A 25062-nucleotide genomic window follows, 5' to 3' on the forward strand; every position below is an offset into this window, starting at 1 on the left:
TACATGTCATTAATTAGTATCCACGGCGCTTATCTCTCCTTCAGCGATGCGCCGCTGTTAGATAACACCGAGCTGCACATCGAAGAGAATGAGCGCGTGTGTCTGGTTGGTCGTAACGGTGCGGGTAAATCCACATTGATGAAAATCATCAACGGCGAGCAACCGCTGGATGATGGTCGCATCATTTATGAGACCGATCTGGTCGTCGCACGTCTGCAACAGGATCCGCCGCGAAATATTACCGGCTCGGTTTACGACTTTGTGGCAGAAGGCGTGCAGGAACAGGCGGAGCATCTGAAAGCCTACCACGCGATTTCCCATCAGGTCATGGAGGATCCGAGCGACAAGAACCTCAATGAGATGGCACGCTTGCAGGGCATTCTGGATCACCACAATCTGTGGCAACTGGAAAGTCGCATCAATGACGTGTTGCAGCAGATTGGCCTGTCGCCGGATACGGAGCTGTCGTCGTTATCGGGCGGCTGGTTACGTAAAGCCGCGCTCGGACGCGCGCTGGTCAGTAATCCACGCGTACTGATGCTGGATGAGCCAACGAACCACCTGGATATTGAAACGATTGACTGGCTGGAAACCTTCCTGAAAAGTTTCAGCGGCAGCATCGTGTTTATCTCTCATGACCGTTCGTTTATTCGCAATATGGCCACCCGTATCGTGGATCTGGATCGTGGCAAACTGATTTCGTGGCCGGGTAACTACGACGCCTATCTGGAAGGCAAAGAAGAAGCCTTGCGCGTTGAAGAAATGCAAAACGCCGAGTTTGATCGCAAGCTGGCACAGGAAGAAGTGTGGATCCGTCAAGGGATTAAGGCGCGACGTACCCGCAATGAAGGCCGCGTCCGCGCGTTAAAAGCCCTGCGTCGCGAGCGCTCAGAGCGCCGTGAGGTGATGGGTAAAGCCAATATGCAGGTCGGCGAAGCGTCCCGTTCCGGCAAAATTGTCTTTGAGCTGGAGAATGTCGATTACGCGGTAGACGGTAAGCAACTGGCCAACGATTTCTCGGCGCAGGTTCAGCGCGGCGACAAGATTGCCCTGATTGGCCCAAATGGCTGTGGCAAAACCACCTTACTGCGCCTGATGCTGCAACAGCTTAAGGCCGACCATGGCCGCGTGCATTCAGGCACCAAGCTTGAAGTGGCCTATTTCGATCAGCATCGTGCAGAACTCGATCCCGACAAAACGGTGATGGATAACCTCGCCGAAGGGAAGCAGGAAGTACTGGTGAACGGTAAGCCCCGCCATGTGCTGGGTTATCTGCAGGACTTCCTGTTCCATCCCAAGCGGGCGATGACACCTGTCAGAGCGCTGTCCGGTGGAGAACGTAACCGCCTGCTGCTGGCGCGTTTGTTTCTGCGCCCAAGTAACCTGATGATCCTCGATGAACCGACCAACGACCTTGATGTGGAAACACTGGAACTGTTGGAAGAGCTTATCGACGGCTATCAGGGCACCGTGCTGCTGGTCAGCCACGATCGTCAGTTTGTTGATAACACCGTGACGGAGTGCTGGATCTTTGAAGGCAATGGTGAGATTGGCACCTTCGTCGGGGGTTATCACGATGCCCAACAGCAGCGTGCGGCCTATAAGCAGCAAAAAACGCAGGTGACCGCGAAAGCGAAAGAGGCAAATCGTGCCGCTCAGTCTGCTGAACCGAAAAATGAATCTGCCAAACGCAGCGCGAACAAACTAAGCTATAACCTGACGCGTGAGCTGGAGCAGTTACCGCAAAAACTGGAACAGTTAGAGGCGCGTATCGGCGAACTGCAGGCAAGCATGAGCCACCCGGATTTCTTCAGCCAGCCGCACGATAAAACGCAGCCGGTGTTGGATGAACTGGCTCAGGTGGAAGCGCAGCTGGAAACCGCGTTTGCGCGTTGGGAAGAACTGGAATCAATGAAAAACGGCGGCTAGCGATAAGGGTCAGGGAATGTGTTCTGCAGACAAAACCAGTGCGTGGATGCTTTGTCCACAATGCGACCTGATGGTCAAACTGCCGGATATCCCTGTTGGCAGCCGCGCGTCATGCCCGCGCTGCCACACGTCCCTGACAGTCAACTGGTCAGAGCCACGCAAACGTCCCACCGGCTATGCGCTGGCGGCACTGTTTATGTTAGTCCTGGCCAATCTGTTCCCGTTTATCACCATGAAAGTGGCTGGGCTCTCCAGCCAGATTAGCCTGATGCAAATTCCTGGTGTCATGGTGGCCGATGACTATGCCAGCCTGGCCACCCTGTTTCTGCTGTTTGTTCAGGCGATTCCGGCGTTTTGCATGGTCACGCTGGTCCTGCTGGTCAACCAGGTCAAGATGCCCCTTAGCCTGAAACTGGGGCTGGCGCGTATTCTGTTTCATATGCGGAGCTGGGGCATGGCCGAAATTTTTATGGCCGGTGTGCTGGTAAGTTTTGTGAAGCTCATGGCCTATGGCGAAATCAGCCTTGAAACCAGTTTCTGGCCCTGGTGTCTGTTTTGTCTTTTACAACTGCGGGCGTTTCAGTGCCTGGACCGTCGCTGGCTCTGGCTGCAAATTGAGGCACCGCCGCCTTTGCCGCATGCACCACAGCCCGGCATTAGCGGGCTCAGGCAGGGGCTGCGCTCCTGTCCTTGCTGTACGGCGATCTTGCCCGTGGCGCAGCAGGAATGCCCCCGTTGTGGCGTAGTTGCCCATGCCCGACGTAAGCACAGCCTGCAGTGGACCATGGCACTGCTGATCACCTCCGTTATGCTCTACGTGCCGGCCAATCTGCTGCCCATCATGATTACGGAAACCCTGGGCTCCGCGATGCCGTCCAACATCATGGCTGGCGTCATTTTGCTGTGGGGCGATGGCTCTTATCCGGTCGCGCTGGTGATTTTCATCGCCAGTATTATGGTGCCGTCTCTGAAAATGCTGGCGATTGGCTGGCTGTGCTGGGATGCCAGTGGGCGAGGGCAGCGCGACAGCCACAAAATGCACCGGATTTATGAAGTCGTTGAGTTTGTGGGGCGCTGGTCAATGATTGACGTCTTTGTGATTGCCGTGCTCTCTGCGCTGGTGCGCATGGGGCAATTAATGAAAATTTATCCGGCATGGGGAGCGGTGTTGTTTGCGTTGGTGGTGATTCTGACCATGATTGCGGCAATGACGTTTGACCCGCGCTTAACCTGGGATCGTGCTGGTGAGAAAAACATGAAGGAGCCGCATCTTGACGGAAAATAATCACGGTTATGCCAAAGTGGACCAGATCAAGCGCTGGTCACCGGTATGGATCGTCCCTATTGTCACGTTATTAATAGGCGGCTGGATTCTGTTTTATCACTTCAGCCATCAGGGGCCCGAAGTGACCCTGATCACCGAGAGTGCAGAAGGGATCGAAGCGGGCAAAACCACGATTAAAAGTCGCAGCGTGAACGTTGGCGTGGTGGAAAGTGCGGTGCTGACAGACGATCTTCATCATGTGGAAATTAAAGCCCGACTGAATGCCGGTATGGAAAAACTGTTGCACAGCGACAGCGTCTTCTGGGTAGTTAAACCGCAGGTGGGCCGTGAAGGGATCACCGGTCTGGGAACGTTACTTTCCGGGGCCTATATTGAGCTGCAGCCCGGCACCAAAAAAGCGCCTCTGGAGCAGTACACCCTGATGGCTTCACCGCCGCTTGCGCCGCCGGATGCCAAAGGTATCCGGATTACGCTCGACAGTAATAAAGCAGGCCAACTGAATCCGGGCGATCCGGTTCTGTTCCGCGGTTTCCGTGTCGGCACCGTTGAAACCAGCACGTTCGACACGGATCAACGCCTGATGACCTATCAGCTGTTTATCGCCGCGCCTTACGATCGCCTGGTGACGACCAATGTGCGCTTCTGGAAAGACAGCGGCATCGCGGTCGATATGTCGGCCTCAGGGATGCGCGTCGAAATGGGATCCCTGACCACGCTGTTTAGCGGCGGGGTGAGTTTTGACGTCCCGGACGGGTGGGATTTAGGCAAAGCGGCGCAGAATCAGGCTGAATATCATTTGTTCGACGATCAACGCAGTATTCAGGATTCGCTGTACACCAATCATATCGACTATCTGATGTTCTTCTCGGATTCGATTCGTGGCTTGCAGGTGGGCGCGCCGGTTGAATTCCGCGGCATTCGTCTGGGTACCGTTGCGGAAGTGCCGTTCATGAATGCGGGCACCGCTCAGGCGTTAAATAATGATTATCGCGTGCCGGTATTGATTCGTATTGAACCCGATCGCTTTATTAACCGTTTAGGGCAAAACTTCGATCTTGAGCAGCATCTGCAGGATGGTAAGAAACGTGGCCTGCGCGCAACGTTGAAAACGGGCAATTTGCTGTCCGGTGCGCTGTATGTGGATATCGACTTCTATAATAACGCACCGCCGTATACCGGTCCGGATAAAGTCGCGGGATACGAAGTGATTCCAACAGTAAGCGGCGGCCTCAGTCAGATCCAGCAAAAACTGATGGCGGCGCTGGATAAGATTAACAGTTTACCGCTGAACAACATGGTGACGGAAGCCACGGGCACACTGAAAGAGAGTCAGAAGACGCTCAGGGATCTGCAGCGTACTATTGATAACATCAATGTGGTGACCAGCAGTCCGGCGATGAAGACCTTGCCAGAAGAAACGCAGCAGACGCTTCGTGAGCTGAACCGTAGCATGAAAGGGTTACAGCCAGGCTCCCCGGCTTACAGCAAGCTGGTGGGCGATATGCAACGGCTTGATCAGGTGCTGCGTGAACTTCAGCCCGTGTTAAAAACGTTAAATGCGAAAAGTAATGCGTTAGTGTTTGAGGCCAAACCGGGACAGGATCCCCAGCCAAAGAGGGCGAAACAATGAAAAAAGGATTAATGCTTTTTGCCGCTCTCGCACTGAGTGCCTGTAGCAGTACGGTCAATACTACCTATTATCAGCTGCCCTCGGGGGCAGCCTCAATGCAGGTGATAAGCAGCGAGGCGAATGCGCAGCCGACATTATGGGTGCAGCAAATTACGGTCCCCGACTATCTGGCGGGCAATGGGCTGGTCTATCAGACCAGCGACGTAAAATATGTCATTGCCGCTAATAATCTGTGGGCCAGCCCGCTCGATCAGCAATTGCAACAAACGTTGATCACTAATCTGACGAAAGCGTTACCCGGCCGTCTGGTTATCCAGACGCTTATCGGTCAGGAGCACGATACGCTGAGCGTAACGGTGAATGATTTCCAGGGCCGTTATGATGGCAAGGCGGTAATCAGCGGTCAGTGGACACTGGAACATCAGGGGCGCTTCACAAAGCAGGCTTTTAATCTGGTGCTACCGCAGCGGGAAGATGGCTATGATTCGCTGGTTAAAACGCTGGCACAGGGCTGGCAGCAAATCGCACAGCAGATTGCACGCGGTGCAACCACGGCAGAGTCAACCGCAACAGGGCTTTAGTTAATGTGTTGTTTCAGCACATACAATTTTTCTGACGTTTTCCAGGCTTTCTTTATAAATCATACGGATATCGTCACAGTTTCATAGGGTTAAACAGAAAGTATATGTCTGGAGCAGGTCATATTTGTGACACTGGCGTGAATATTGCGCATTGATCTTTTCATACAGAGCGAGTAAAACAAAAGGGTGGCTGAACATTAATTCGCCACCTTTTTCTTTCCACCAGATTCCACAGACCTTACATGAGGGACACGGAGTATGAAGAGACAGAAACGAGACCGCCTTGAGCGCGCCCATTCACGTGGTTATCAAGCTGGCATTACAGGACGCTCTAAAGAGATGTGTCCGTATCAAATGATAGACGCTAAGTCTCACTGGTTGGGAGGTTGGCGGCAAGCCATGGAGGACAGGTCGGCTGCGGCTTAGCCGGATGTCACTGAAAAGGGATATAACCTCCGCACTGTGCGGAGGTTTTCGTTTCTGTGGAATGAAACGTCAGAATGCAGCAGTATCTTTGAACAGGCCAACTTTCAGATCGCTGGCTGTATAGATCAAATTCCCGTCAACAAACACTTCACCATCTGCCACGCCCATAACCAGTTTACGGTTAATCACGCGTTTAAAATGAATGCGGTAGGTGACTTTTTTCGCGTCTGGCAGAACCTGACCGGTGAATTTAACTTCACCCACGCCCAGCGCGCGGCCTTTTCCTTCGCCACCCAGCCAGCCGAGATAGAAGCCAACCAGTTGCCACATCGCATCCAGGCCCAGACAGCCAGGCATCACCGGATCACCAATGAAATGGCAGCCAAAGAACCACAGATCTGGATTGATATCCAGTTCAGCTTCCACGAAGCCTTTATCATATTTCCCGCCGTCCTCGGTCATTTTGACCACGCGGTCCATCATCAGCATATTGCCGGAAGGGAGTGGCGGACCATTTTCGCCGAACAGTTCACCGCGACCAGACAGGATCAGGTCTTCTTTGGTATAGGATTCGCGTTTATCTACCATGTTCTTATTAAGCCTTCTTTTAGTGAATCACGAATATTAGCGAACAGTTGTACACTGAGCAAATGAGATTAACGGTGGTTGAACCAGTTAAGCCATCTCAACGGCCATGCCCGAGGGGTGGGCTCAGGCTGATTCATCTGACTGATGCGCTCCTGAATCGTACGCAGCAGGCATTCGCCTTCGCCGTCTTCCGTGTTCCAGACTTTTCCGGTCAATAAGGGCAACGCTTCATCAGCCGTATCGATTGCCCAGATATGGAAACGGCCGGCTTCGACCGCACTCACAACCTGCTGATTCAGACTCAGGTGGCGCACATTGCAGGCAGGAATAATCACACCTTGCTGACCCGTGAGCTCACGCTGATGGCAGATGTCGAAGAAGCCTTCAATTTTCTCATTCAGGCCACCGACCGGCTGGACGTTACCAAACTGATCGACCGAGCCCGTGACCGCGATTTGCTGATTTAGCGGCGTATCGGCAAGGGCACTGATCAGAGCACACAGTTCTGCCAGCGACGCGCTGTCGCCGTCAACTTCCGAATAGGATTGTTCAAACACCAGCGAAGCAGAAAAAGGCAGTTGCTGATCTAACTCCAGCTCCGCAATAAGATAGGCCTGCATAATCATCATGCCTTTAGCATGAATATTGCCGCCCAGCTCCGCTTTGCGTTCGACGTCGGTAAATTCACCGTCGCCAGGATGAACCACACAGGTGATACGGCAGGGATCGCCCCAGGCCCGCGGGTGACCGGGATATTCCACGACGGAAAGACCGTTGATCTGGCCCACCACTTCGCCTTCCGTTTCGACCAAAATCTGGCGCAGCAAAATCTCATCACGCATGCGTTCATTCAGATAATTTTCGCGCCACAGACGTGCTTCCAGCGCGTCACGCAAGGCTTCAGCGTTTAGTGTTTCACCCATCAACGCGGTCTCACGTAGTTGACGCAGCAGCCAACGTGGACAAAGGGGATAGGTTTCCTGATCGCCACTATAGCGAACGCCTTCTTTGATGAGCTCAGGCCAAAAGTCCTCATCTGGCGCAGCGATATCAGCCTGTGCGGCCAAATCTACTGTCCAGCAGCACCATGCCAGCACATCATCTTCATCCACAATTTGAAGGTTTTCTTCAAATTCAGTGTAAATCGCCATCTCATGCGCTTCGGCATCCAGCTCCTGAAAATCAGCGAGCGTATCGCGTTCGCCACAGAGCACCAGATTTAACTTCAGCGGAAGCGGCGGGACAGAGACAGGCAAAGGGCGGCGCTCATCCTGCGACAGCCATTCGAGGTAGCCTTGCTCAATGCTTCTTTTCAGCCGCAGCCAGAGCAGGGGCTGAGCGAGGAGCGCACGGAGTGAAAGCACCAGCGTTCCGCCATTGGCACGATGGATCAGACCAGGTTCCAGCTGAATACGATCTTTATGTACCCGGACACAGCCAAACAGCTGCTCCTGCTCAATCCAGTCGGCAAAATGCACACCACCCTGGCTGGTAAAAGGACGCTGACTGTCAGTGGGCGCCTGCAACGTGACGTTGTCGGCCAGGATATGATAATCCCCGCCCGCCAGGGACGAAGCGGTGCCCATTACGCGCTGTGCCGCACTGGCGATCAGCGAGAGATAATCGCGGTTTTCCTGGCTGCGAACCAGCAGCAAAGGAAAACCCTGACTCTGATGGTGCAAGTGGGCCAGCGCATTCAGCAATCGGGGCTGCACCGTTGCTAAAGCATCGGTTTCTTCATCAGCAATTCGGGAGAAAACGGATTGATATTGCGCGCTATCCGGCTGTAAGGTTTGCCACGTGAGTTGAGTGCTGGTCAAAATAATCGCATTTGTCTGTTTTGAGAAAAGCGAGATTATACAGGATTCACTGTGCTTAAGCACTGCGGAGTTCAATCAGAAGTTGTGACACATGACGACATGTTTTTCGTTGCTGCATCCAGTAAAAAAGCTGTTATTCTTAGTTCGTTACGTGATCACGATGAGATTCCGATGAAATACCAGCAGCTCGAAAATCTTGAATGTGGATGGAAGTGGAAATACCTGGTGAAAAAACATCGGGAAGGTGAACTGATCACGCGTCACCTTGAACTCAGCGCGGCACAGGCGGCAGTCGATAAGCTGTTAATGATGGAGAATAATCCCGTCGACGTTAACGACTGGATTAACCAACACATTCATCCCGAACTGGACAACCGGCTTAAACAAACGATCCGTGCGCGGCGAAAACGGCATTTCAATGCCGAGCATCAGCACACACGAAAAAAATCCATCGATCTGGAATATCTGGTCTGGCAGCGGCTGGCCGGCCTGGCGCAACGGCGCAACTGCACCCTGTCTGAAACGATTGTGCAGCTAATTGAAGATGCCGAACGCAAAGAAAAGTACGCCAGCCAGATGTCGACGCTGAAGCAGGATTTGCAGGCTATACTGGGCAAGTCGGATACTGACAACGGTTAGTTTACGGAGCAATATTCAGGCCTGCTCCGGATTAAAGGACAAAAAAAACCCCGCATGCGCGGGGTTTTTTATCACGTATAACTTAAGCCTGAGGCTGAGTTACCACGTCTTTGATACCTTTAACGTCGATTTCTACACGACGGTCTGGCGCCAGGCAGTCGATCAGGGCTTTACGGCCTTTCACGCTGTCACAATTGTTGCCAGTTACTGGGTTAGATTCACCCATGCCGCGAGCAGAGATCTTGTTAGCAGGGATACCTTTAGATACCAGGTAATCTACTACAGACTGAGCACGTTTCTCAGACAGTTTCTGGTTGTACTGCTCTGAACCGATGCGATCGGTGAAGCCCAGAACAACGACTGAACCGTCTTTAGGATCCATTGAGCTCAGCTGGCTGTACAGCTGATCCAGAGCCTGCTGACCTTCTGGCTTCAGCGTTGACTTGTTGAAGGTGAACAGAACGTCTGATTTCAGAGTAAAGCGCTTAGTCTGAACAACTGGCGCTGGTGCTGGTGCTGGAGCCGGAGCTGGCGCAGCAACATCATCCTGACCGAAACGGTAAGAAACACCCAGGCTCAGCATGCCGTTGTCTGGACGAGCACCAACGGTCTGTGCGTCACCGATGTTGTTCACCCACTGGTAATCCAGACGGGTTGCCCAGTTTTTGGTCAGAGCATACTCAACACCAACCGCTGCCAGTGGAGAAACACCGGTGTCGTGGTCGCTGATGCGGTTGCCAGTGGCTACGTTCTGCTGAGTTGAGTCAGCGCGCCATACCATACCACCCAGGCGGGTATAAACGTCGAGATCGTCAGCGATTGGGTAGCTCAGTTTAGCAGCCAGTTGGATGCCCTGTGCTTTGAAAGCGCCGTTAGTGACGTTGCCTTTGTTAGGCATACGGCCTAACCAGTCATAACCCAGCTCGAAACCCAGGTATGGGTTAGCCTGGTAACCGGCGAATGCGCCAGCACCCAGTTGGCTTTCGTGAGTTGGGCCGTCGTTATTTTGGTAACCGTTACCGTAGTAACCAGTGTCGTGATACTGAGACCAGCCCAGTTTAGCACCGGTGTACCAGGTGTTATCTTTAGGGGCGGCCTGCGCTACGGTAGCGAAGCCAGCCAGTGCCACTGCAATTGCGATAGCTGTCTTTTTCATTTTGCGCCTCGTTATCATCCAAATAGGCAATGAGCATAAAGGTTGCTCTTGGTTTAATCCTTCGCCGGGTCAAAACGCTCGCTTATGACTCTACCGCAAAAAACGGAGGTTATTGAGCACCCTAGCGAGATAAAGTCTACAACGAGATTGGAAACTTACAAGTGTGATGTGAGGCACTTATGTAAAAAAACAGTGTCTTATACATAAATTCTAACAATTTAGGGTGAACTTCTGTGATGGGGGTAACCCCCAAAATGGGGGCTAAGCCATTGTCATTACTGGCAGGAGCAGAATCAGTGTCTTAGCCCAACGCGAGAGAAAAAATTTCTTGAGATAAATCTCATTTTTTACTTAATGAAACAAATCAGACTGAATTTTTAGCCGACTTTCTGGTCTGACTGGCGTTTTAGAGGACTCACCCGAGCGCAGGATGAGTCCTAACGCTTCACCTTCAGCCGCAGCGAGCTCCAGTTCCCGACGCCCATCTTCATCCAGATCGTAGGGAATCCAGGCTAAAACGACACTGTAATTTCCCGTACGCAGGGCCTTAATCATGGCCTCGACGGCGTTGTAACGTTCAGCGTCGGCGATATGCATACTTTTCTCCAGGGGCAAGCCTGCTTCCTGCATCCAGACCCGACTCAACTTATGCGCAGGTGTTAACCAAAGCTGCCAGCGGGATTGCTGGCTCAGTTGCTGAAGCAACGGTAACAGCAGCATCTGCATCATTCCCGGTTTTTCGCTATAGCGCAATTCAGTAATCCAGCCGCTCTGAGAAGCGGGGTCAGAAGGCGAAGCGTAACGGTGAGTCGGGCATACATTACGGGGATGTTGGGTGCGCATAAATTAATCACTCAGCAGTTGACTGTATGGATATACAGTAATGACATCCTGGATAAAGATCAACCTGAATTTCTGAAAATGCCTCGCAAAATTCGCATAATGTTGACGCCAAAGTGATTTATTCATTGAACCTGCAACTGAATTTTCTTATCTTCTAACCGACTGAATAGTAACGTTTTTAACAGGTTTTTGTTACAAGGAGGTGATGATATGAAGAAAGAACAGCGGGTCGTTTTGCGATCAAAACAACAACTGGCGCCTTTAGGTAATGTCGAATCCCGTACTCAGTTTGGCGGTTACGCTTTAGCTGTTGAGCGCGTCGTGTTTGCCTTGATAAAAGACGATCAGCTTTATCTGCGCGCCAGCGAAGCCCTGCGGGAATATGTGGCTAAACGGCCCTTGGAGCCGCTTATTTTTCGCAAACGCGGTATGCCGGTCAGCCTGAATTATTTCAGGGTCGATGAAAATTTATGGTATGACCCGGAGCATCTGGTTGCGCTCTCAGCGGCCTCACTACAGACCGCCCGTCGGGAACAGGATGACCGACAAGGCCGGGTGCGTTTAAAAGATCTGCCTAATGTCAGCTTACGGCTGGAAATGATGTTGCATGAGATAGGCATTTGCAGCGTTAAACACCTGCACGAGGTCGGAGCCAGGGCGTGCTGGTTAAAACTAAAACGTTATAACCAGCACCTCGGTTTCAAAACCTTGCTGGTGCTTCAGGGTGCTATTTCGGGCCATCATGAAGCCGCTCTCCCGCCAACGGTTAAAGTGGAGCTGGGTGAATGGTACCAGGCTGCGCTCAAAACAGTGGAAGAGGCGAAGAAAGGGCCTTAGTGAGAACCTAAAGCACGCCGCAGGCGAGCGATTTCCGGCAGCAAGGCAACCAGTAACCCCAGTTGCTGCAGTACCAGCGGCGTAGGCGAATCAGACCCGGCGGTAAACCGGGTAAGGCGTTGTTCCAGTTCCCGACGCATTTCCTCAGCCCGGCTGTCACTGACGATGTCGGTTTGCAGCACATCTTCGACATAGCACACCGTGTCGTCGAGAAGTGCCAGCAGCGCTGGATCAGTGACTTTATCGCGGTGCGCCCCCAGCGCGGAGATATAGCTGAGCAACGAGTGGTTCAGGCAAAGTAGCTGAAAGGCCGATTCCCGCAGCTTAGGGTTGGTACGGGTTTCACTGCTCATATTCGACACGACGGAGGCCAGTTCCGCGTCAGCATTGTGTGCATCGCGGCGGGCAATACGGTAAGCGAGGCGATTATCTTTGCCCTGATGGTATTGTTCCATAATGGCATCCAGATAACGGCAATTGGCATTGAGTGTGCGCGTCGCCACCGCCGGAAGCTGGCGAAAACGCCAGTCTGGCCAGATAAAGGTGACGGCCAGCCAGGCCAGCGCACAGCCCAGTAACGTGTCCACTACCCGGGGCAGGGCCACCTCAAAGCCTTCGCCTAACAAATTAAAACAGAACAACACCAGCAGAGTAATGAACAAGGTTGCATGAGCATACTGCACCTGACGAAACGCAAAGAACATGACGCCCGTGACCACAATCAAGACCAGTTGGCCTTCAATGGAAGGGACCAGCCAGAGCAGGGGCAGTCCAAGCGCAATGCCCGCGAGCGTGCCGCCAATGCGTAGCGCCAGTCGGCGTTGGGTTGCGCTATAGTTAGGCTGGCAAACAAACAGACTGGTCAGCAGGATCCAGTAGCCGCGCTCCAGCCCGGTAATCTGAATAAATCCGTATCCCACACACATCACAATCGACATGCGTACGGCGTGGCGAAACAGGGCAGAGGCCGGACTCAGGTGAAGGCTGAGGCGCAGTTTAATATCACTCCAGCCACTCAGTTCTTCGCGTGACAGCAGGTTGTCGCTGTGCTGCGGATCAACTGCCTGCGCCTGCTCGGTTTCGATTGAGGCTAGTTGTGCATCGATGGCCTGCAGGTTGCGAAGCAGCCAAAGCAGTGCACCGGTATGGGCGGCATCCGGCTCGCTCTGTGCCAGCCGGTGAATCGCATTTTCCAGACGTTCAAAAACACGCTCAAAGCGGCCATCATGTTCCCAGCGTTCGCGCAGCAGAATCGCCCGGGCAAGCTGGCGACAGGCCTGTGCCTGCATATTCAGTAAACGCTGAAAGCGAAACAGGATCTCGTTGTAACGCCAGTCGCCACGCAGAAGATGGTACTGCAGATGCGAAGAGCTGGCGCGTTCATGGATATCCTGAGCCACGAAGTAATAGTGCAGGCTGCGTCGGGTACCGCGTGAGCCTCTGTCACCTCGTAAACGGCTTTGCAAGGTGGTCTTGGTCAGATTGAGCTGTGCAACAAGCTGGCTGTTTACCATCGCGGCTTTAACAAATGCAGCATCATCCTGTTCACCCGCGTCAGGATCAAACAGATTGGCTTTGGCATCCAGATAGTGGGCCAGCTGTGAAAAACTGGCTGCCAGTTGTTCCTGCACTGGACGAACCGGAAACATTAAATGGCCCAGCAGCGTCAGCAGGTTATACCACAGAGCCCCAACCAACAGCAGCATGGGCTGCATATACCATTGTGAGAACAACCCAATGCCCAGCATGGTGTAAACGGCAATCAGTAAGGCGCCAAATGCAATGGTGGCATAGCGCTGTCCCAGCGCGCCTAACAGAATGAATCCCCATGTTGAACCTGCCAGGCCGATAATAAATACCAACGGATGCGGGAACAGCAGCTCTACTGAAACCGAAGCGATGCAAAAACAAAGTAAGGTAATCAGCAGGTTTTTAAGCCGCCCGGCCAGCCTGTCATCCAGATCGGCCAGCGCGGCGGCAACCACGCCGAGGGTTAACGGAATCGTCCACTCAATTTGCTGCAGTATCCAGGGCACAGCCGCACATCCTGATAAGGCAAACAGAATGCGCAGCAGATAACGCCAGGTGCTGTTAAAAAGATACTTTCGCCACCCGGACAGCATACTAATAGCGGCGGCGGGCATTGGCATCACCCGCGGCACGCGCCTCTTCCACAGAGACGACCCGACGTCCTACCGGCCAGAGTGCAATGGCGGCAATCTTGAAATTGGCGAGGCCCACCGGAATACCAATAATGCTGATGCACTGCACGATGCCGACAGAAATGTGCGACAGGCATAACCACCAACCGAAAAAGATAAACCAGAAAATGTTCAGAAACGTGCCGCCGGTGTTCATGATAGAGCTTTTATTCTCCGGGCGCAGAACGTCAACATGGACCGCTTCATTGCCAAACGGCAGAAATGACAGCTTAGTGATCTCCCAGCAGGAGCGCGTTAAGGGCAGGGTAAAGATCAGGACGATACTGATGAGCGTGGCGAATAACCAACTCAGCGTGGTGTAAAATCCACCCAGGACAAAATTAAGAATATTTAAAACAGTACGCATAACAGGCTTTTCCTTTTGCACTCCGCAATCTGTGCCGCCAAGTTTAGCGTGTTTTAAGGCTGGAGCGTCAAGAGTCTGACAGGTAAACTCCGATTACTCTCTATCTCGGTCGTTGGTGTCGGCGTGGAACTTAAAGCAACATCCATGGGCAAACGGCTTGCCCAGCATCCTTATCATCGTGTTCGCCTGTTATCCGCGGGCGTTGAGGTCAGCGGCGACAAACACGAATATTTGATCCCCTTCAATCAGTTGTCCGACATCACCTGTAAACGGGGAATGGTGTGGGGTGAACTGGAATTCTTACTGGCGGACAACAAGGTTGTGCGTTTGCACGGTACTGAATGGCAGGAGACGCAGCGTTTTTTCCACTACCTCATGCAGTCGTGGCAAAGCTGGAGTCAGGAAATGAGTGAAGTATGCGCGGCGGTTTTACAGGCGCTGCGCGACGACATTCAGGGATTCAGCGAACAGGAGCGTTGGCTGAAGCGCAGCGAACTTCAGGCGATCAAAGATAAGATCCGCAAACAATTTGACGCGTTACCTTTGCCGCTTTCCCGCATTGAGCAGTTTGATTCCTGCCGTGAAAACTGGGCATTTTGCCAATACTGGCTGCAGCAGGGCGAGACGGCGATGACGCAGCGCAATCGTGACTGGACGGCCGCCATGTTGACCCGCTACCGGGATTTTTTCGCCACGGTGGAATCCACCCCGCTGAACGAATCACAGGCAGAAGCGGTGGTTAACGGCGAAGACGCTGTGCTGGTGCTGGCGGGCGCTGGCAGCGGCAAAACGTCAGTATTAGTGGCCCGCGCGGGGTGGCTGTTACAGCGCAGACTGGCCGCTGCCGATCAGATTTTGTTGCTGGCATTTGGTCGTCATGCGGCGGAAGAGATGAATGACCGTATTCAAAGCCGCTTAGGGGCCGGGGATATCCAGGCGCGTACGTTTCATGCGCTGGCCCTGCATATCATTCGGGAAGGAAGTCATAAACAGCCGGTCATCAGTAAACTCGAAAGCGATCCCGACGCGCGTCGGACATGGCTGATCGACCACTGGCGTCAGCAGTGTAATGAAAAAAAAGCTCAGGCGAATGGCTGGCGGCAATGGTTGCGTGATGAACTGGAGTGGGAGGTCAGCGAAGGCCCTTTCTGGCAGGATGATCGTTTAGCACAGCGCCTGGCGTCTCGTCTTGAACGCTGGCTTGGCCTGATGCGGATGCATGGCGGCGCACAGGCCGCCATGATTGAGGATGTACCTGACGCGCTGCGCGACGTATTCAGTAAGCGGATTAAATTGATGGCACCCCTTCTGAAAGCCTGGAAAAGTGCGCTTAAGGACGAGGGCGCAGTCGACTTCTCCGGGCTGATTCATCAGGCCATCGCGATCCTCGAAAAGGGCCGCTTTGTCAGCCCCTGGAAGCATATTCTGGTTGACGAATTTCAGGATATCTCGCCACAACGCGCGGCTTTACTCAGCGCGCTGCGTCAGCAAAACACACGCACGACATTGTTTGCGGTGGGCGATGACTGGCAGGCAATTTACCGGTTCAGCGGCGCAGAGATGAGTCTGACAACGGCATTCCATCACTATTTTGGTGAGGGCGATCGTTGTGTGCTGGATACGACCTATCGTTTCAATGATCGTATTGGTGAAGTGGCGAATCGGTTTATCCAGCAAAATCCGCATCAACTGCGTAAGCCCTTAAACAGTCTGACGAAAGGGAATAAAAAGTCGATTGCTTTGCTCCCGCACGATCAGCTTGAGGCACTTCTTAACAAGCTAAGCGGTTATGTTAAAGCGGATGAGCGCGTACTGCTGTTGGCTCGCTATCACTATTTGCGTCCTGAACTGCTGGATAAGGCAAAAACCCGCTGGCCAAAAATGCGTATCGATTTTATGACCATTCATGCCAGTAAAGGTCAGCAGGCCGATTACGTCATTGTGCTGGGTCTGCAGCAAGGCAAAGAAGGGTTTCCCGCGCCGCAGCGTGAGTCCATTATGGAGCAGGGGCTGCTGCCGCAGCCCGAAGACTTCCCCGATGCAGAGGAGCGCCGGCTGGCGTATGTTGCCCTGACGCGCGCGCGGCAACAGGTCTGGTTGCTGTTCGATAAACAGCAACCCTCAGTCTTTGTCGATGCGTTCCGGGCACTGGATGTACCCGTATTACGTAAAGCCTGAATCAGTTCAGGCGTTTGGCAAGGTAGCGCGCGTAATCCGGGATTCGCACGTCCACTGTCTGCGAAAAAAGCGGTGACTGAATAATAAAATCGGCCGTTGCCCGATTGGTGGCGACCGGAATATTCCACACTGTCGCCAGACGAAGGAGGGCCTTAACGTCAGGATCGTGGGGCACGGCATTAAGCGGATCCCAGAAAAACATCAGCGCATCTATTTTGCCTTCGGCAATGAGCGCACCGACCTGTTGATCGCCGCCCATCGGGCCACTGAGCATCGCGTTCACGTTCAGACCGGTGTGACGGTTGATGAGATTACCGGTCGTCCCGGTTGCGTAAAGAATATGGGGTTCAAGTGCGGATTGGTTACGTGTAACCCAGTCCAGCAGAGACGCTTTGCAATGGTCATGGGCGACCAGCGCGATATGTTTTTGTTGACCAAGCGTTCGTACGGTGTAGTCCATAACAGCATCCTGATGCCAGTGAGCCCAACAGCCCGTTGCCGCAGTTTACCTTGTACGCTTTCTGTCTATCAACTTGCCCGCAGCATTTTGACCAGATTGATAAATTGCTGGCGGGTTGCTTCATCAAAACGTTCAAACCAGCGCTGAATTGAAGGCGTTGTGCTCTGAACGGACCAGGCGAGGTCCGCCGTCAGTTGGGCGGAAGGAGAGGGCGCGGTAAGATTCGCGAATTGCGGCACAGAGGCCGCCAGGCCCATGCGATTATACTTAACCATGGCTTTTTCGATGTCCACGCCCGGGCTGGTGGGCAGCCGATCGCGCACGCTGAATATTTCTTTGCCCTTCTCATCCACCAGCCTGAAGGCCAGCGTTCGGTCGAAGTTATGTCGCTCGCGCGCACTGGTCAGCGGTGGCAGGCGAATCGTGATGGTTTTTGCCGCCGCAGTGAATGCCACGATCATGGGCACGGACTGGTAGCCCGGTAGCGCCGTCTTACGCGGATCTGCCGGTTGTTCTACCCGAAATAAAAATTGATGTTGACCCCGTTCAAGCTCCAGGCTGTCGGCCCCTTTCAAGAGAGAGCCTGATATCTTACGCCCGTCCAGTACCATTAGCGTAATCTGCGGATCAAGTTTTAACGTAATTGCAGAACAGGACGCCGAAACGAGGAGGGCAATAAACCCCGTTACAGCCATTGACAGCTTCATTTCGACTCCGGTCAAAAGTGGGTGGATGTAGCAATTTTTTACATTATGGCATTAAGTTTACAATTATACATATATATTCGAGCGAAGCGGCACAATATGTCTTTACGCCAGGTGCGAACTCTGTAACGCCTCATCTACACTAAAGATTAAAGTGAAAGGAGATGGACATGAATGATCAGACTATTCGTGACGTACTGACCCGGACAAAACGCATCGCGTTGGTGGGGGCGAGTGATCGTCCGGAACGCCCCAGTTATGGCGTAATGAAGTATCTGCTTGATCAAGGCTATGAGGTTATTCCGGTGAGTCCGAAGCTGGCAGGCAAAACCCTGTTAGGGCAGACAGCCTATGGATCGCTGGCAGAGGTGCCGGGAAAAATCGATATGGTGGATGTGTTCCGCAATTCAGAGGCAGCATGGGAAGTGGCTCAGGAAGCCATCGCTGCCGGAGCCGATTCGCTCTGGTTACAAATTGGGGTAATCAATGAGCAGGCCGCCTTGCTGGCCCAGGATGCGGGAATGACGGTGATTATGGATCGTTGCTCCAAAATCGAGATCCCGAGACTGGGGCTGGGACACTAATATCAGGCGCGGCAACACCGTTGCCGCCCGGTGTTAATGGCGCAGATGAGGAGCCTGAAGCTGTTTACGTACCGAGGCGGCCAGTTCATCCATTGAGGGCTGCTCAGGATGTTCCGGGCTGGTTTCACCGGCCAGCTGAATTTCAGCCACATAGGTATGAACCTGACTGCCTTGCTCATCTTCCATCACCACATGATACCAGGGCGCACTGCGCATGGTATCGGCGGCACCAATTTCATCCAGGTGCGGCTCATCTAACGCGTATTCAGGATCGACATCGACAATGACACCCAGCACGCCGGAGAGGCGATGACGAACCTGCTGACCAATACCAAATTTACTGGCAATCATGATGACCTCCGAAAAAAACTGTCCTGCCTGTTATATGGGGGCAGGGACAGTCATTTCAAGTCACATGACGCGGCAGGCGAAGCCTTTCAGGTAAAGTCCTTCAGGATAGGTTGCAATCACGGGATGATCGGCCGCCTGGCGGAACTGTTCAACAAACTGCACGTCACGGCCGGCATCCAGTGCGGCATCTGCGATGATTTTCTGGAAAAGGTCGGTAGCCATTAAGCCCGAACAGGAGAAGGTCAGCAATATTCCGCCGGGATTCAGTAACTGAATGGCCAGCATGTTAATGTCTTTATAGCCCCGGCAGGCTCCCATGAGCTGGCTTTTATTCTCCACAAACTTAGGCGGATCCATAATGATGAGATCAAATTTTTCACCCTCATCACGGTAGCGGCGCAGCAGTTTAAAGACATCATCGCGCTGAAATTTAGCACGCGCGAGATCCAGCTTATTCAGCTCAACGTTTTGTCGTGCAACATCCAGCGCGTCCTGAGACGTATCTACGCTGATAACTTCCTGACAACCGCCGATTAGCGCTGATACGGCAAAGCCACCGGTGTAGGAGAAACAGTTAAGCACGCGAGCATCTTTGGCATAGCGCCGTGTGGCATAACGACTGTCGCGCTGGTCAAGGTAATAGCCTGTTTTATGCCCACCCTGAATATCCACCAGCAGTTTCATATCGTGTTCGGTGATCGTCAAGAGTGCGGGAGGATACTCACCGGTAACGGTGCCCTGCGCCAGTTCCAGCCCTTCTTTTTTACGGACAGCGACATCAGATCGATCGTAGATAGCACAATCTGGAAAGCACTGCTGCAGCGCTGAAATGATAGCCGGGCGTTGGTATTCTGCGCCGGCGGATAATAACTGCAGCACCAGAAAGCGTCCGAAACGGTCAATAGTCACGCCAGGCAGACCATCCGACTCGCCAGCGATCAGGCGATAGCTGTCCAGCCCATCGCGCTCAGCCAGCCATTCACGCCAGACCAGCGCGTGCTGAAAACGCCGCACGAAAAAGGCGATATCGATGGATTCGTCCTGCTGCCAGCTCCAGACGCGGGCGCGAATCTGTGACTGCGGTGAATAGGCGGCGCGAGCCAGCCATTTGCCATTACTGTCACAGACATCAATGGTTTCACCTTGTTGCGCTTTGCCTTCCAGACGAGCAACGGCCCCAGAGAAAACCCAGGGATGGCGACGGAGCAGGGACTTTTCACGTCCCTTCCCGAGAATCAATCGAACGGTCATATTTGCTATGCTTACCTGAAAAAATGAGGCGCTATTGTCCAGTGGATAACGGCAAATTGCAACGAAAGGCAGGAGAAGGCCATGGCGAAGGTCTGTTACAAAGCCTGGGTACAGGGCACGGTGCAGGGCGTGGGTTTCCGTTACAGCACCCAGGCGAAAGCAAACACACTTAACGTGCAGGGTTACGCACGGAACCTTGAAGATGGTCGTGTGGAAGTCCTGGCCTGCGGCGATGCCGAACAGGTCAATGCATTACTTGACTGGTTAAAAGCGGGCGGGCCGCGCACAGCCCGTGTAGAAAAGGTCCTGGTGGAGCCGCATCATGCCGTTGACATGCCGCACGGCTTCACCACGGGTTGATTACAGGCATTTTGCCGGTTTTGGCAGACCGGCAATTTTAGTTGCCTGCTTAGCAGGGCCCTCGGGGAAAAGGCGAAACAGGTAACGGCTGTTTCCTTTTTCTTCGCCATACTTTTTTGCCATCGCCTTCACCAGCATTCTTACGGCGGGGGAAGTATTAAATTCCAGATAAAAGTCGCGTACGAAGCGCACGACTTCCCAATGGGCATCTGTCATGGTGATGGCTTCTTCTGCCGCAATCTGCAGCGCCAGGCCTTCGCTCCAGTCCTGATGGTTTTTCAGATAACCTTCGGCATCGACAGCAATTTCGTCACCGTTGTAATTCATAGTGCATCCTCAGATTCGTTCGGGCTGCAGTTTACCAAACTGGCCCCACAGAAAAAGCAAAAACCCCGCCTGAGCGGGGTTTTTCAGTTTACATGCAGTGCGTTAGTTACTACGTGAGAAACCTAAAATGCTTAACAGGCTCACGAAGATGTTATAGAGGGAAACATACAGGCTGACCGTTGCACGAATATAGTTGGTTTCGCCGCCATGAATGATGTTGCTGGTTTCCCACAAAATAGCCCCCGCCGAGAACAGAATGAACAGGGCGCTAATCGCCAGTTGCAGCGCTGGCAAGTGCAGGAACAGGTTCGCCACAACGGCGACCAGTAACACGACAAAGCCCGCCATCATCATGCCGCCAAGGAAGGACATATCCCGTCCTGTCGTCAGGACATAGGCAGAGCAGCAGAAAAACACCAGTGCCGTTCCGCCGAGCGCCAGGGCGATCACGTCACCCATCCCTGCGGCCAGATAGGTGCTCAGGATAGGACCCAGACAGTAGCCCAGGAAGCCCGTAAATGCGAAAGCAGCTAAAATTCCCGTCGGGCTGTCAGCCAGACGGTAGGTCAGGAACATCAGACCATAGAAGCCCACCAGCATCAGGATCAAACCCGGGGCGGGCAGGGCCAGCAGTGTACTCGCTGTTGCGGTCAGCGCGGAAAAGGCGAGGGTCAGGCCCAGCAGAAAATAGGTGTTACGCAGGACCTTGTGCGTACTCAGTAATGACTGTCGCGATGATGATGAAACTATTCTGTCCATGTTGCGCTCCTGTAAGGCAGAACACCAAATATGCGTTGAGAATACGCAGCGCGATAAAGCGGGAAAAGAGGTTTTACCCTTCTTTACGCGAAAAAAACGCTAATTCTTTGAGCACACTGGCGATTTTGACAACGAATAACGCTTTTTTGACTGTTTTTCAGGCGAACGGATTATCACAGGCTTTACATCTCCATAGGGGATGTTTATAGTGCGCGTCATTGCGGAGGGGTGGCCGAGCGGCTTAAGGCAGCGGTCTTGAAAACCGCCGATGGGAAACCATCCGAGAGTTCGAATCTCTCCTCCTCCGCCACTTCATCTCTTTAAGAGTGAAGTGGTAAGACAGCGTTATCGCATCTTGCCTTTGCAATAGTATGACAACCCGGAGGGATGGCCGAGCGGCTTAAGGCAGCGGTCTTGAAAACCGCCGATGGGAAACCATCCGAGAGTTCGAATCTCTCTTCCTCCGCCACATTTACAGGCCAGCACAGCGTGCTGGCCTGTTTCGTTTTACGTGCCTGACACGTTTCTTGATTATTATCCCTGCCTTTTCAGTAAACTGGACTGTTTTTACCCGCGTCCGGTATCTCTGCTATAGTCCAGTAATTGTTTTTACTGTCACCTGGCGCTTTTCAGGGGCAAGCTGAGTTACACTATCCGTCACGTCGCTCTATTGCGAGCTAATCGGTTGATAGCCAGAGTGTTTTTTTACTGAATGAATGGAATAGGCACAATGATCAAGAAACTGAGTCTTTGCGCATTGTCGGTACTCGCTGCATTACCGATCGGGACGCTGGCCCACGCCGCGGATAACGAGATGCAGCTCCAGCAGGTACTGATGTTTAGCCGCCATAATCTGCGTGCGCCGCTTGCGGATAACGGTAGCGTACTGGCACAGTCCACCAAAAAAAGCTGGCCAGAGTGGGAGGTGCCCGGCGGGCAACTGACCACCAAAGGTGGCGTGCTGGAAGTCTATATGGGTAACTACACGCGCCAGTGGCTTGCGCAGCAGGGCCTGGTGAAGAACGGCGCCTGTCCGGACAGCAACAGTGTGTTTGTCTACGCAAACAGCCTGCAACGTACCGTAGCGACGGCCCAGTTTTTTGTAAATGGTGCCTTCCCGGGCTGTGATATTACGGTGACCCATCAGGATGAAATGGGCAGCATGGATCCGGTATTTAATCCCGTGATCACCGACGGCAATGAAGAATTCATCAAAAAAGCGCTGGCGGACATGACTGCCGCTAATGAGAAGCTGGCCCTGAAGCCAGCGTATCAGCGTCTGGACAAAATTGTCGACTACAAGTCTTCTCCGGCCTGTAATAACAAAAAGCAGTGCGATCTGAGCAGTGGGCAAAATACCTTTATTGTTGAAAACGGCAAAGAGCCTGGCGTGAACGGACCGCTGAAAGTGGGGAATTCCCTTATGGATGCCTTTACGCTGCAATATTACGAAGGCTTCCCGCTGGATCAGGTTGCCTGGGGGCAAATTAAAACCCCTGAGCAGTGGCAGTCACTGTCAGCGATCAAAAACGGTTATCAGGACACGCTGTTTACCACACCAGATGTGGCACGCAACGTCGCGGCTCCGCTGGTGGATTATATCCGCAGCCAGCTCATCGATCAGGATAAAGCTGACTCACCCAAAGTGACCCTGATGGTAGGGCATGACTCCAACATAGCGTCATTGTTGAGCGCCTTACAGGTCAAACCTTATGATCTGCCAGAGACCTATGAGAAAACACCCATCGGTGGGCAGGTGGTGTTTGAACGCTGGCATGATGCCAAAAACAACAAAGACCTGCTGAAGATGGAATACGTGTATCAGACCGCCGATCAGTTGCGCGATGCCCAGGTGTTAAGTCTGAAAACGCCACCGAAGCGCGTCACCCTGCAACTGGCGGGTTGCCCGACTGACGCGAACGGTTACTGCAGCTGGGAGCAGTTTACCCAGGTGCTGAACAGCGCGCTGCAGGGGACTGCGTTGCAACCGGCGGCGGCAGAGCAGCCAGCGGCCAGTGCCAACGCGGGCGCGGCGAATCCTGCGGAGTCAAAAGCTGACGATAAAGCCAGCGCCGATAAGGCGACGGCTGATAACGCGGCTGCCCAGAAAGCGGCTGACGATAAGGTAAAGGCGGACAAAGCGGCTGACGAGAAAGCGAAAGCTGATAAAGCCGCCGCGCAAAAGGCGGCGGATGAGAAGGCCAGCGCTGATAAGGCTGCTGCCCAGAAAGCGGCGGATGACAAAGCCAAAGCGGAAAACGCCGCCAACGCGCAAAATAAAACAGATAACAGTCCTGCGAAGCAGCCCGCTGCCGCCAACTAATATCTTTCGGTCACTGAAAACAAAAAACCCCGTTAAGACGGGGTTTTTTTACGCTTCAGGCTGCGCTTATCCGGCCACAACCACCAGTTTCTGGTTCGCAAACTCTTTGATACCCAGATCGGAAAGTTCGCGTCCGTAGCCAGAACGCTTCACACCGCCGAAAGGCAGCTCCGCAGAGGTGTCGCTCTGCGAGTTGATGAACACCATGCCCGTTTCAATGGCGGAGGCCAGTTTACGGCCACGTGCAATATCGCGTGTCCACACGGAACCGCCCAGCCCATAGTGTGAATCATTGGCCAGGGCCACCGCCTCGTCATCACTGGCGACCACATAAACCTGCGCCACCGGGCCAAAAAACTCCTGAAAATAGGCAGGGTTATCGCGGGTGATATGGGTAAGCAGCGTGGGCTGGTAATAGCACCCTACGCCCGCCACCGCTTTACCACCTGTGACCAGCTTAGCGCCGTTTGCGACGGCTTCATCAACCTGTTTAACCAGACGATCGCGCGCATCAGCCGACGAAAGCGGTCCCAGAGTAGTTTTCTCATCCAGCGGATCGCCCAACACCGCAGCGTTAAGCGCCGCACTGAATTTATCGATAAAGGTATCCGCAATCTTCTCGTTCAGAATAAAACGCTTTGCTGCTGTACAGACCTGACCGCAGTTGCTCAGCCGCGCCTGCACGCCCTGACGAACGGCTTCATCCAGATCGGCATCCTCCGTGACCACAAAGACATCATTGCCGCCCAATTCCAGCGTGGATTTTTTCAAATGCTTACCGGCCTGTTCAGCAACGGCGCTTCCCGCCCGTTCGGATCCTGTCAGAGCCACGCCCTGTACCCGGTCATCGGCAATCAGTTCCGCAACCTGATCGGTAGAGATAAACAGGTTGGTCCAGGCACCCTCAGGCGCGCCCGCTTCCTTCACCAGCTTTTCGAAGACATCGGCACAATGCGGCACGATGTTGGCGTGTTTAGCCAGTACCGGATTACCCAGTGCCAGATTTGGTGCCAGCACGCGCATCAGTTGGTAGTAGGGGAAGTTCCACGGTTCGACCGCAACCAGCACACCAATGGGATGATACTCAACCCAGGCGTCGCCAAACTCACTTTCATAAGGTTGTGGCTTCAGGATGCGTTCTGCATGCTCAGCGTAATAGCGGGCGATTTGCGCGCAGATTTTGACTTCGCCACGGCTTTGGCCGATCAGCTTGCCCATCTCTTTACTGGCAATAGTCGCCAGTTCTTCCGCACGGTCATCAATCAGATCAGCCAGTTTTTTCAATACCTGAAGTCGTGGCTGAATAGCGCCTTTACTCCAGTCAGAGTGGAACAGCCGATCCGCCGTTTCCAGCGCTTGCGTCACGGCCGCGCTGTCATGGGAAGGCCAGCTTTTCATTAACTGATTGTTTGCCGGGTTGATGCTTTGATAGGAAGACATAGAATTCTCCGTGGTCAACGATA

General features: G+C 53.3%; 24 protein-coding genes and 2 tRNA genes. 13 read left to right on the forward strand and 13 right to left on the reverse strand.

Annotated elements, in window-relative coordinates; all coding sequences use genetic code 11:
• Positions 1-3 precede the first annotated feature (3 nt).
• The 5 genes from F7Q90_RS00725 to rmf all read left to right on the forward strand — a co-directional run bounded on the left by F7Q90_RS00725 (position 4) and on the right by rmf (position 5851).
• Complete coding sequence (locus F7Q90_RS00725) at positions 4-1929, forward strand: ABC transporter ATP-binding protein (RefSeq protein WP_006118658.1); 1926 nt, start codon at positions 4-6, stop codon at positions 1927-1929.
• Between the two features lie 16 nt (positions 1930-1945).
• Entirely contained in the window at positions 1946-3214 is a 1269-nt protein-coding gene (pqiA, locus tag F7Q90_RS00730) for a membrane integrity-associated transporter subunit PqiA (protein ID WP_006118659.1), read from the forward strand.
• A complete protein-coding gene (pqiB, locus tag F7Q90_RS00735; protein ID WP_006118660.1) occupies positions 3201-4844 on the forward strand; it encodes an intermembrane transport protein PqiB in 1644 nt (547 codons plus the stop codon). Before pqiA ends, pqiB begins: the two co-directional genes overlap by 14 nt.
• The gene (gene pqiC, locus F7Q90_RS00740) at positions 4841-5425 is read left to right on the forward strand and encodes a membrane integrity-associated transporter subunit PqiC (protein WP_006118661.1); all 585 of its coding nucleotides are present in this window, start codon (positions 4841-4843) and stop codon (positions 5423-5425) included. Before pqiB ends, pqiC begins: the two co-directional genes overlap by 4 nt.
• Positions 5426-5683: 258 nt before the next feature.
• Positions 5684-5851, forward strand: a complete 168-nt coding sequence (rmf, locus tag F7Q90_RS00745) for a ribosome modulation factor (RefSeq protein ID WP_006118662.1) — start codon at positions 5684-5686, stop codon at positions 5849-5851.
• Positions 5852-5920: 69 nt separating this feature from the next.
• Here the strand turns inward: rmf and fabA are convergent, their stop codons facing one another.
• The gene (gene fabA, locus F7Q90_RS00750; protein WP_006118663.1) at positions 5921-6439 is read right to left on the reverse strand and encodes a bifunctional 3-hydroxydecanoyl-ACP dehydratase/trans-2-decenoyl-ACP isomerase; all 519 of its coding nucleotides are present in this window, start codon (positions 6437-6439) and stop codon (positions 5921-5923) included.
• 68 nt (positions 6440-6507) lie between these two features.
• Positions 6508-8334, reverse strand: coding sequence for an AAA family ATPase (locus tag F7Q90_RS00755; RefSeq protein ID WP_044241759.1), 1827 nt, complete (start codon positions 8332-8334; stop codon positions 6508-6510).
• A 96-nt stretch (positions 8335-8430) separates the two neighbouring features.
• Between F7Q90_RS00755 and matP the strand changes: the two genes are divergently transcribed.
• Positions 8431-8898: a macrodomain Ter protein MatP gene (matP, locus tag F7Q90_RS00760; RefSeq protein WP_006118665.1), complete on the forward strand. Its 468-nt coding sequence runs from the start codon at positions 8431-8433 to the stop codon at positions 8896-8898.
• 82 nt (positions 8899-8980) lie between these two features.
• On the opposite strand, the gene ompA is transcribed toward matP, so the two are convergent.
• The gene (gene ompA / locus F7Q90_RS00765) at positions 8981-10054 is read right to left on the reverse strand and encodes a porin OmpA (protein ID WP_006118666.1); all 1074 of its coding nucleotides are present in this window, start codon (positions 10052-10054) and stop codon (positions 8981-8983) included.
• Positions 10055-10405: 351 nt separating this feature from the next.
• Positions 10406-10897: an SOS-induced cell division inhibitor SulA gene (gene sulA / locus F7Q90_RS00770; protein ID WP_006118667.1), complete on the reverse strand. Its 492-nt coding sequence runs from the start codon at positions 10895-10897 to the stop codon at positions 10406-10408.
• A gap of 210 nt (positions 10898-11107) precedes the next feature.
• Here sulA and F7Q90_RS00775 point away from each other — a divergent pair, with 210 nt between their 5' ends.
• Positions 11108-11734 (forward strand): TfoX/Sxy family DNA transformation protein, encoded by a 627-nt coding sequence (locus F7Q90_RS00775; protein ID WP_006118668.1) that lies wholly within the window; start codon positions 11108-11110, stop codon positions 11732-11734.
• On the opposite strand, the gene yccS is transcribed toward F7Q90_RS00775, so the two are convergent.
• The gene (gene yccS / locus F7Q90_RS00780; RefSeq protein WP_006118669.1) at positions 11731-13878 is read right to left on the reverse strand and encodes a YccS family putative transporter; all 2148 of its coding nucleotides are present in this window, start codon (positions 13876-13878) and stop codon (positions 11731-11733) included. The two genes, F7Q90_RS00775 and yccS, sit on opposite strands and share 4 nt — an antisense overlap.
• Positions 13859-14302, reverse strand: a complete 444-nt coding sequence (locus tag F7Q90_RS00785) for a YccF domain-containing protein (RefSeq protein ID WP_006118670.1) — start codon at positions 14300-14302, stop codon at positions 13859-13861. Before F7Q90_RS00785 ends, yccS begins: the two co-directional genes overlap by 20 nt.
• 123 nt (positions 14303-14425) lie before the next feature.
• On the opposite strand from F7Q90_RS00785, the gene helD reads away from it, so the two are divergent.
• The gene (gene helD / locus F7Q90_RS00790) at positions 14426-16480 is read left to right on the forward strand and encodes a DNA helicase IV (RefSeq protein ID WP_006118671.1); all 2055 of its coding nucleotides are present in this window, start codon (positions 14426-14428) and stop codon (positions 16478-16480) included.
• 1 nt (position 16481) lies between these two features.
• On the opposite strand, the gene mgsA is transcribed toward helD, so the two are convergent.
• Both mgsA and F7Q90_RS00800 read right to left on the reverse strand, forming a co-directional pair.
• On the reverse strand, positions 16482-16940 hold the full coding sequence (mgsA, locus tag F7Q90_RS00795; protein WP_006118672.1) for a methylglyoxal synthase: 459 nt from the start codon (positions 16938-16940) through the stop codon (positions 16482-16484).
• Between the two features lie 68 nt (positions 16941-17008).
• Complete coding sequence (locus F7Q90_RS00800) at positions 17009-17647, reverse strand: YccT family protein (protein ID WP_006118673.1); 639 nt, start codon at positions 17645-17647, stop codon at positions 17009-17011.
• 167 nt (positions 17648-17814) lie between these two features.
• Here F7Q90_RS00800 and F7Q90_RS00805 point away from each other — a divergent pair, with 167 nt between their 5' ends.
• Positions 17815-18228 (forward strand): CoA-binding protein, encoded by a 414-nt coding sequence (locus F7Q90_RS00805; protein ID WP_006118674.1) that lies wholly within the window; start codon positions 17815-17817, stop codon positions 18226-18228.
• A gap of 33 nt (positions 18229-18261) precedes the next feature.
• Here the strand turns inward: F7Q90_RS00805 and hspQ are convergent, their stop codons facing one another.
• Complete coding sequence (hspQ, locus tag F7Q90_RS00810; RefSeq protein WP_006118675.1) at positions 18262-18579, reverse strand: heat shock protein HspQ; 318 nt, start codon at positions 18577-18579, stop codon at positions 18262-18264.
• 60 nt (positions 18580-18639) lie between these two features.
• Positions 18640-19830 (reverse strand): 23S rRNA (cytosine(1962)-C(5))-methyltransferase RlmI, encoded by a 1191-nt coding sequence (gene rlmI / locus F7Q90_RS00815; RefSeq protein WP_006118676.1) that lies wholly within the window; start codon positions 19828-19830, stop codon positions 18640-18642.
• An 81-nt stretch (positions 19831-19911) separates the two neighbouring features.
• On the opposite strand from rlmI, the gene yccX reads away from it, so the two are divergent.
• The gene (yccX, locus tag F7Q90_RS00820) at positions 19912-20190 is read left to right on the forward strand and encodes an acylphosphatase (protein WP_006118677.1); all 279 of its coding nucleotides are present in this window, start codon (positions 19912-19914) and stop codon (positions 20188-20190) included.
• On the opposite strand, the gene tusE is transcribed toward yccX, so the two are convergent.
• Complete coding sequence (gene tusE, locus F7Q90_RS00825; RefSeq protein WP_006118678.1) at positions 20191-20517, reverse strand: sulfurtransferase TusE; 327 nt, start codon at positions 20515-20517, stop codon at positions 20191-20193. It abuts the gene before it with no gap.
• A gap of 102 nt (positions 20518-20619) precedes the next feature.
• On the reverse strand, positions 20620-21276 hold the full coding sequence (gene yccA / locus F7Q90_RS00830) for an FtsH protease modulator YccA (protein WP_006118679.1): 657 nt from the start codon (positions 21274-21276) through the stop codon (positions 20620-20622).
• A 222-nt stretch (positions 21277-21498) separates the two neighbouring features.
• Here yccA and F7Q90_RS00835 point away from each other — a divergent pair.
• From F7Q90_RS00835 to agp, 3 genes are all read left to right on the forward strand, one after another.
• A tRNA-Ser gene (locus F7Q90_RS00835) sits at positions 21499-21586 on the forward strand.
• A gap of 71 nt (positions 21587-21657) precedes the next feature.
• Positions 21658-21745 (forward strand) — tRNA-Ser (locus F7Q90_RS00840).
• A gap of 261 nt (positions 21746-22006) precedes the next feature.
• Positions 22007-23599 (forward strand): bifunctional glucose-1-phosphatase/inositol phosphatase, encoded by a 1593-nt coding sequence (gene agp, locus F7Q90_RS00845; protein WP_006118680.1) that lies wholly within the window; start codon positions 22007-22009, stop codon positions 23597-23599.
• Positions 23600-23665: 66 nt separating this feature from the next.
• Here the strand turns inward: agp and F7Q90_RS00850 are convergent, their stop codons facing one another.
• On the reverse strand, positions 23666-25039 hold the full coding sequence (locus tag F7Q90_RS00850; RefSeq protein WP_006118681.1) for an NAD-dependent succinate-semialdehyde dehydrogenase: 1374 nt from the start codon (positions 25037-25039) through the stop codon (positions 23666-23668).
• Between the last annotated feature and the right edge of the window lie 23 nt (positions 25040-25062).

This window comes from Pantoea stewartii subsp. stewartii (assembly GCF_008801695.1).
Lineage (GTDB): Bacteria > Pseudomonadota > Gammaproteobacteria > Enterobacterales > Enterobacteriaceae > Pantoea > Pantoea stewartii.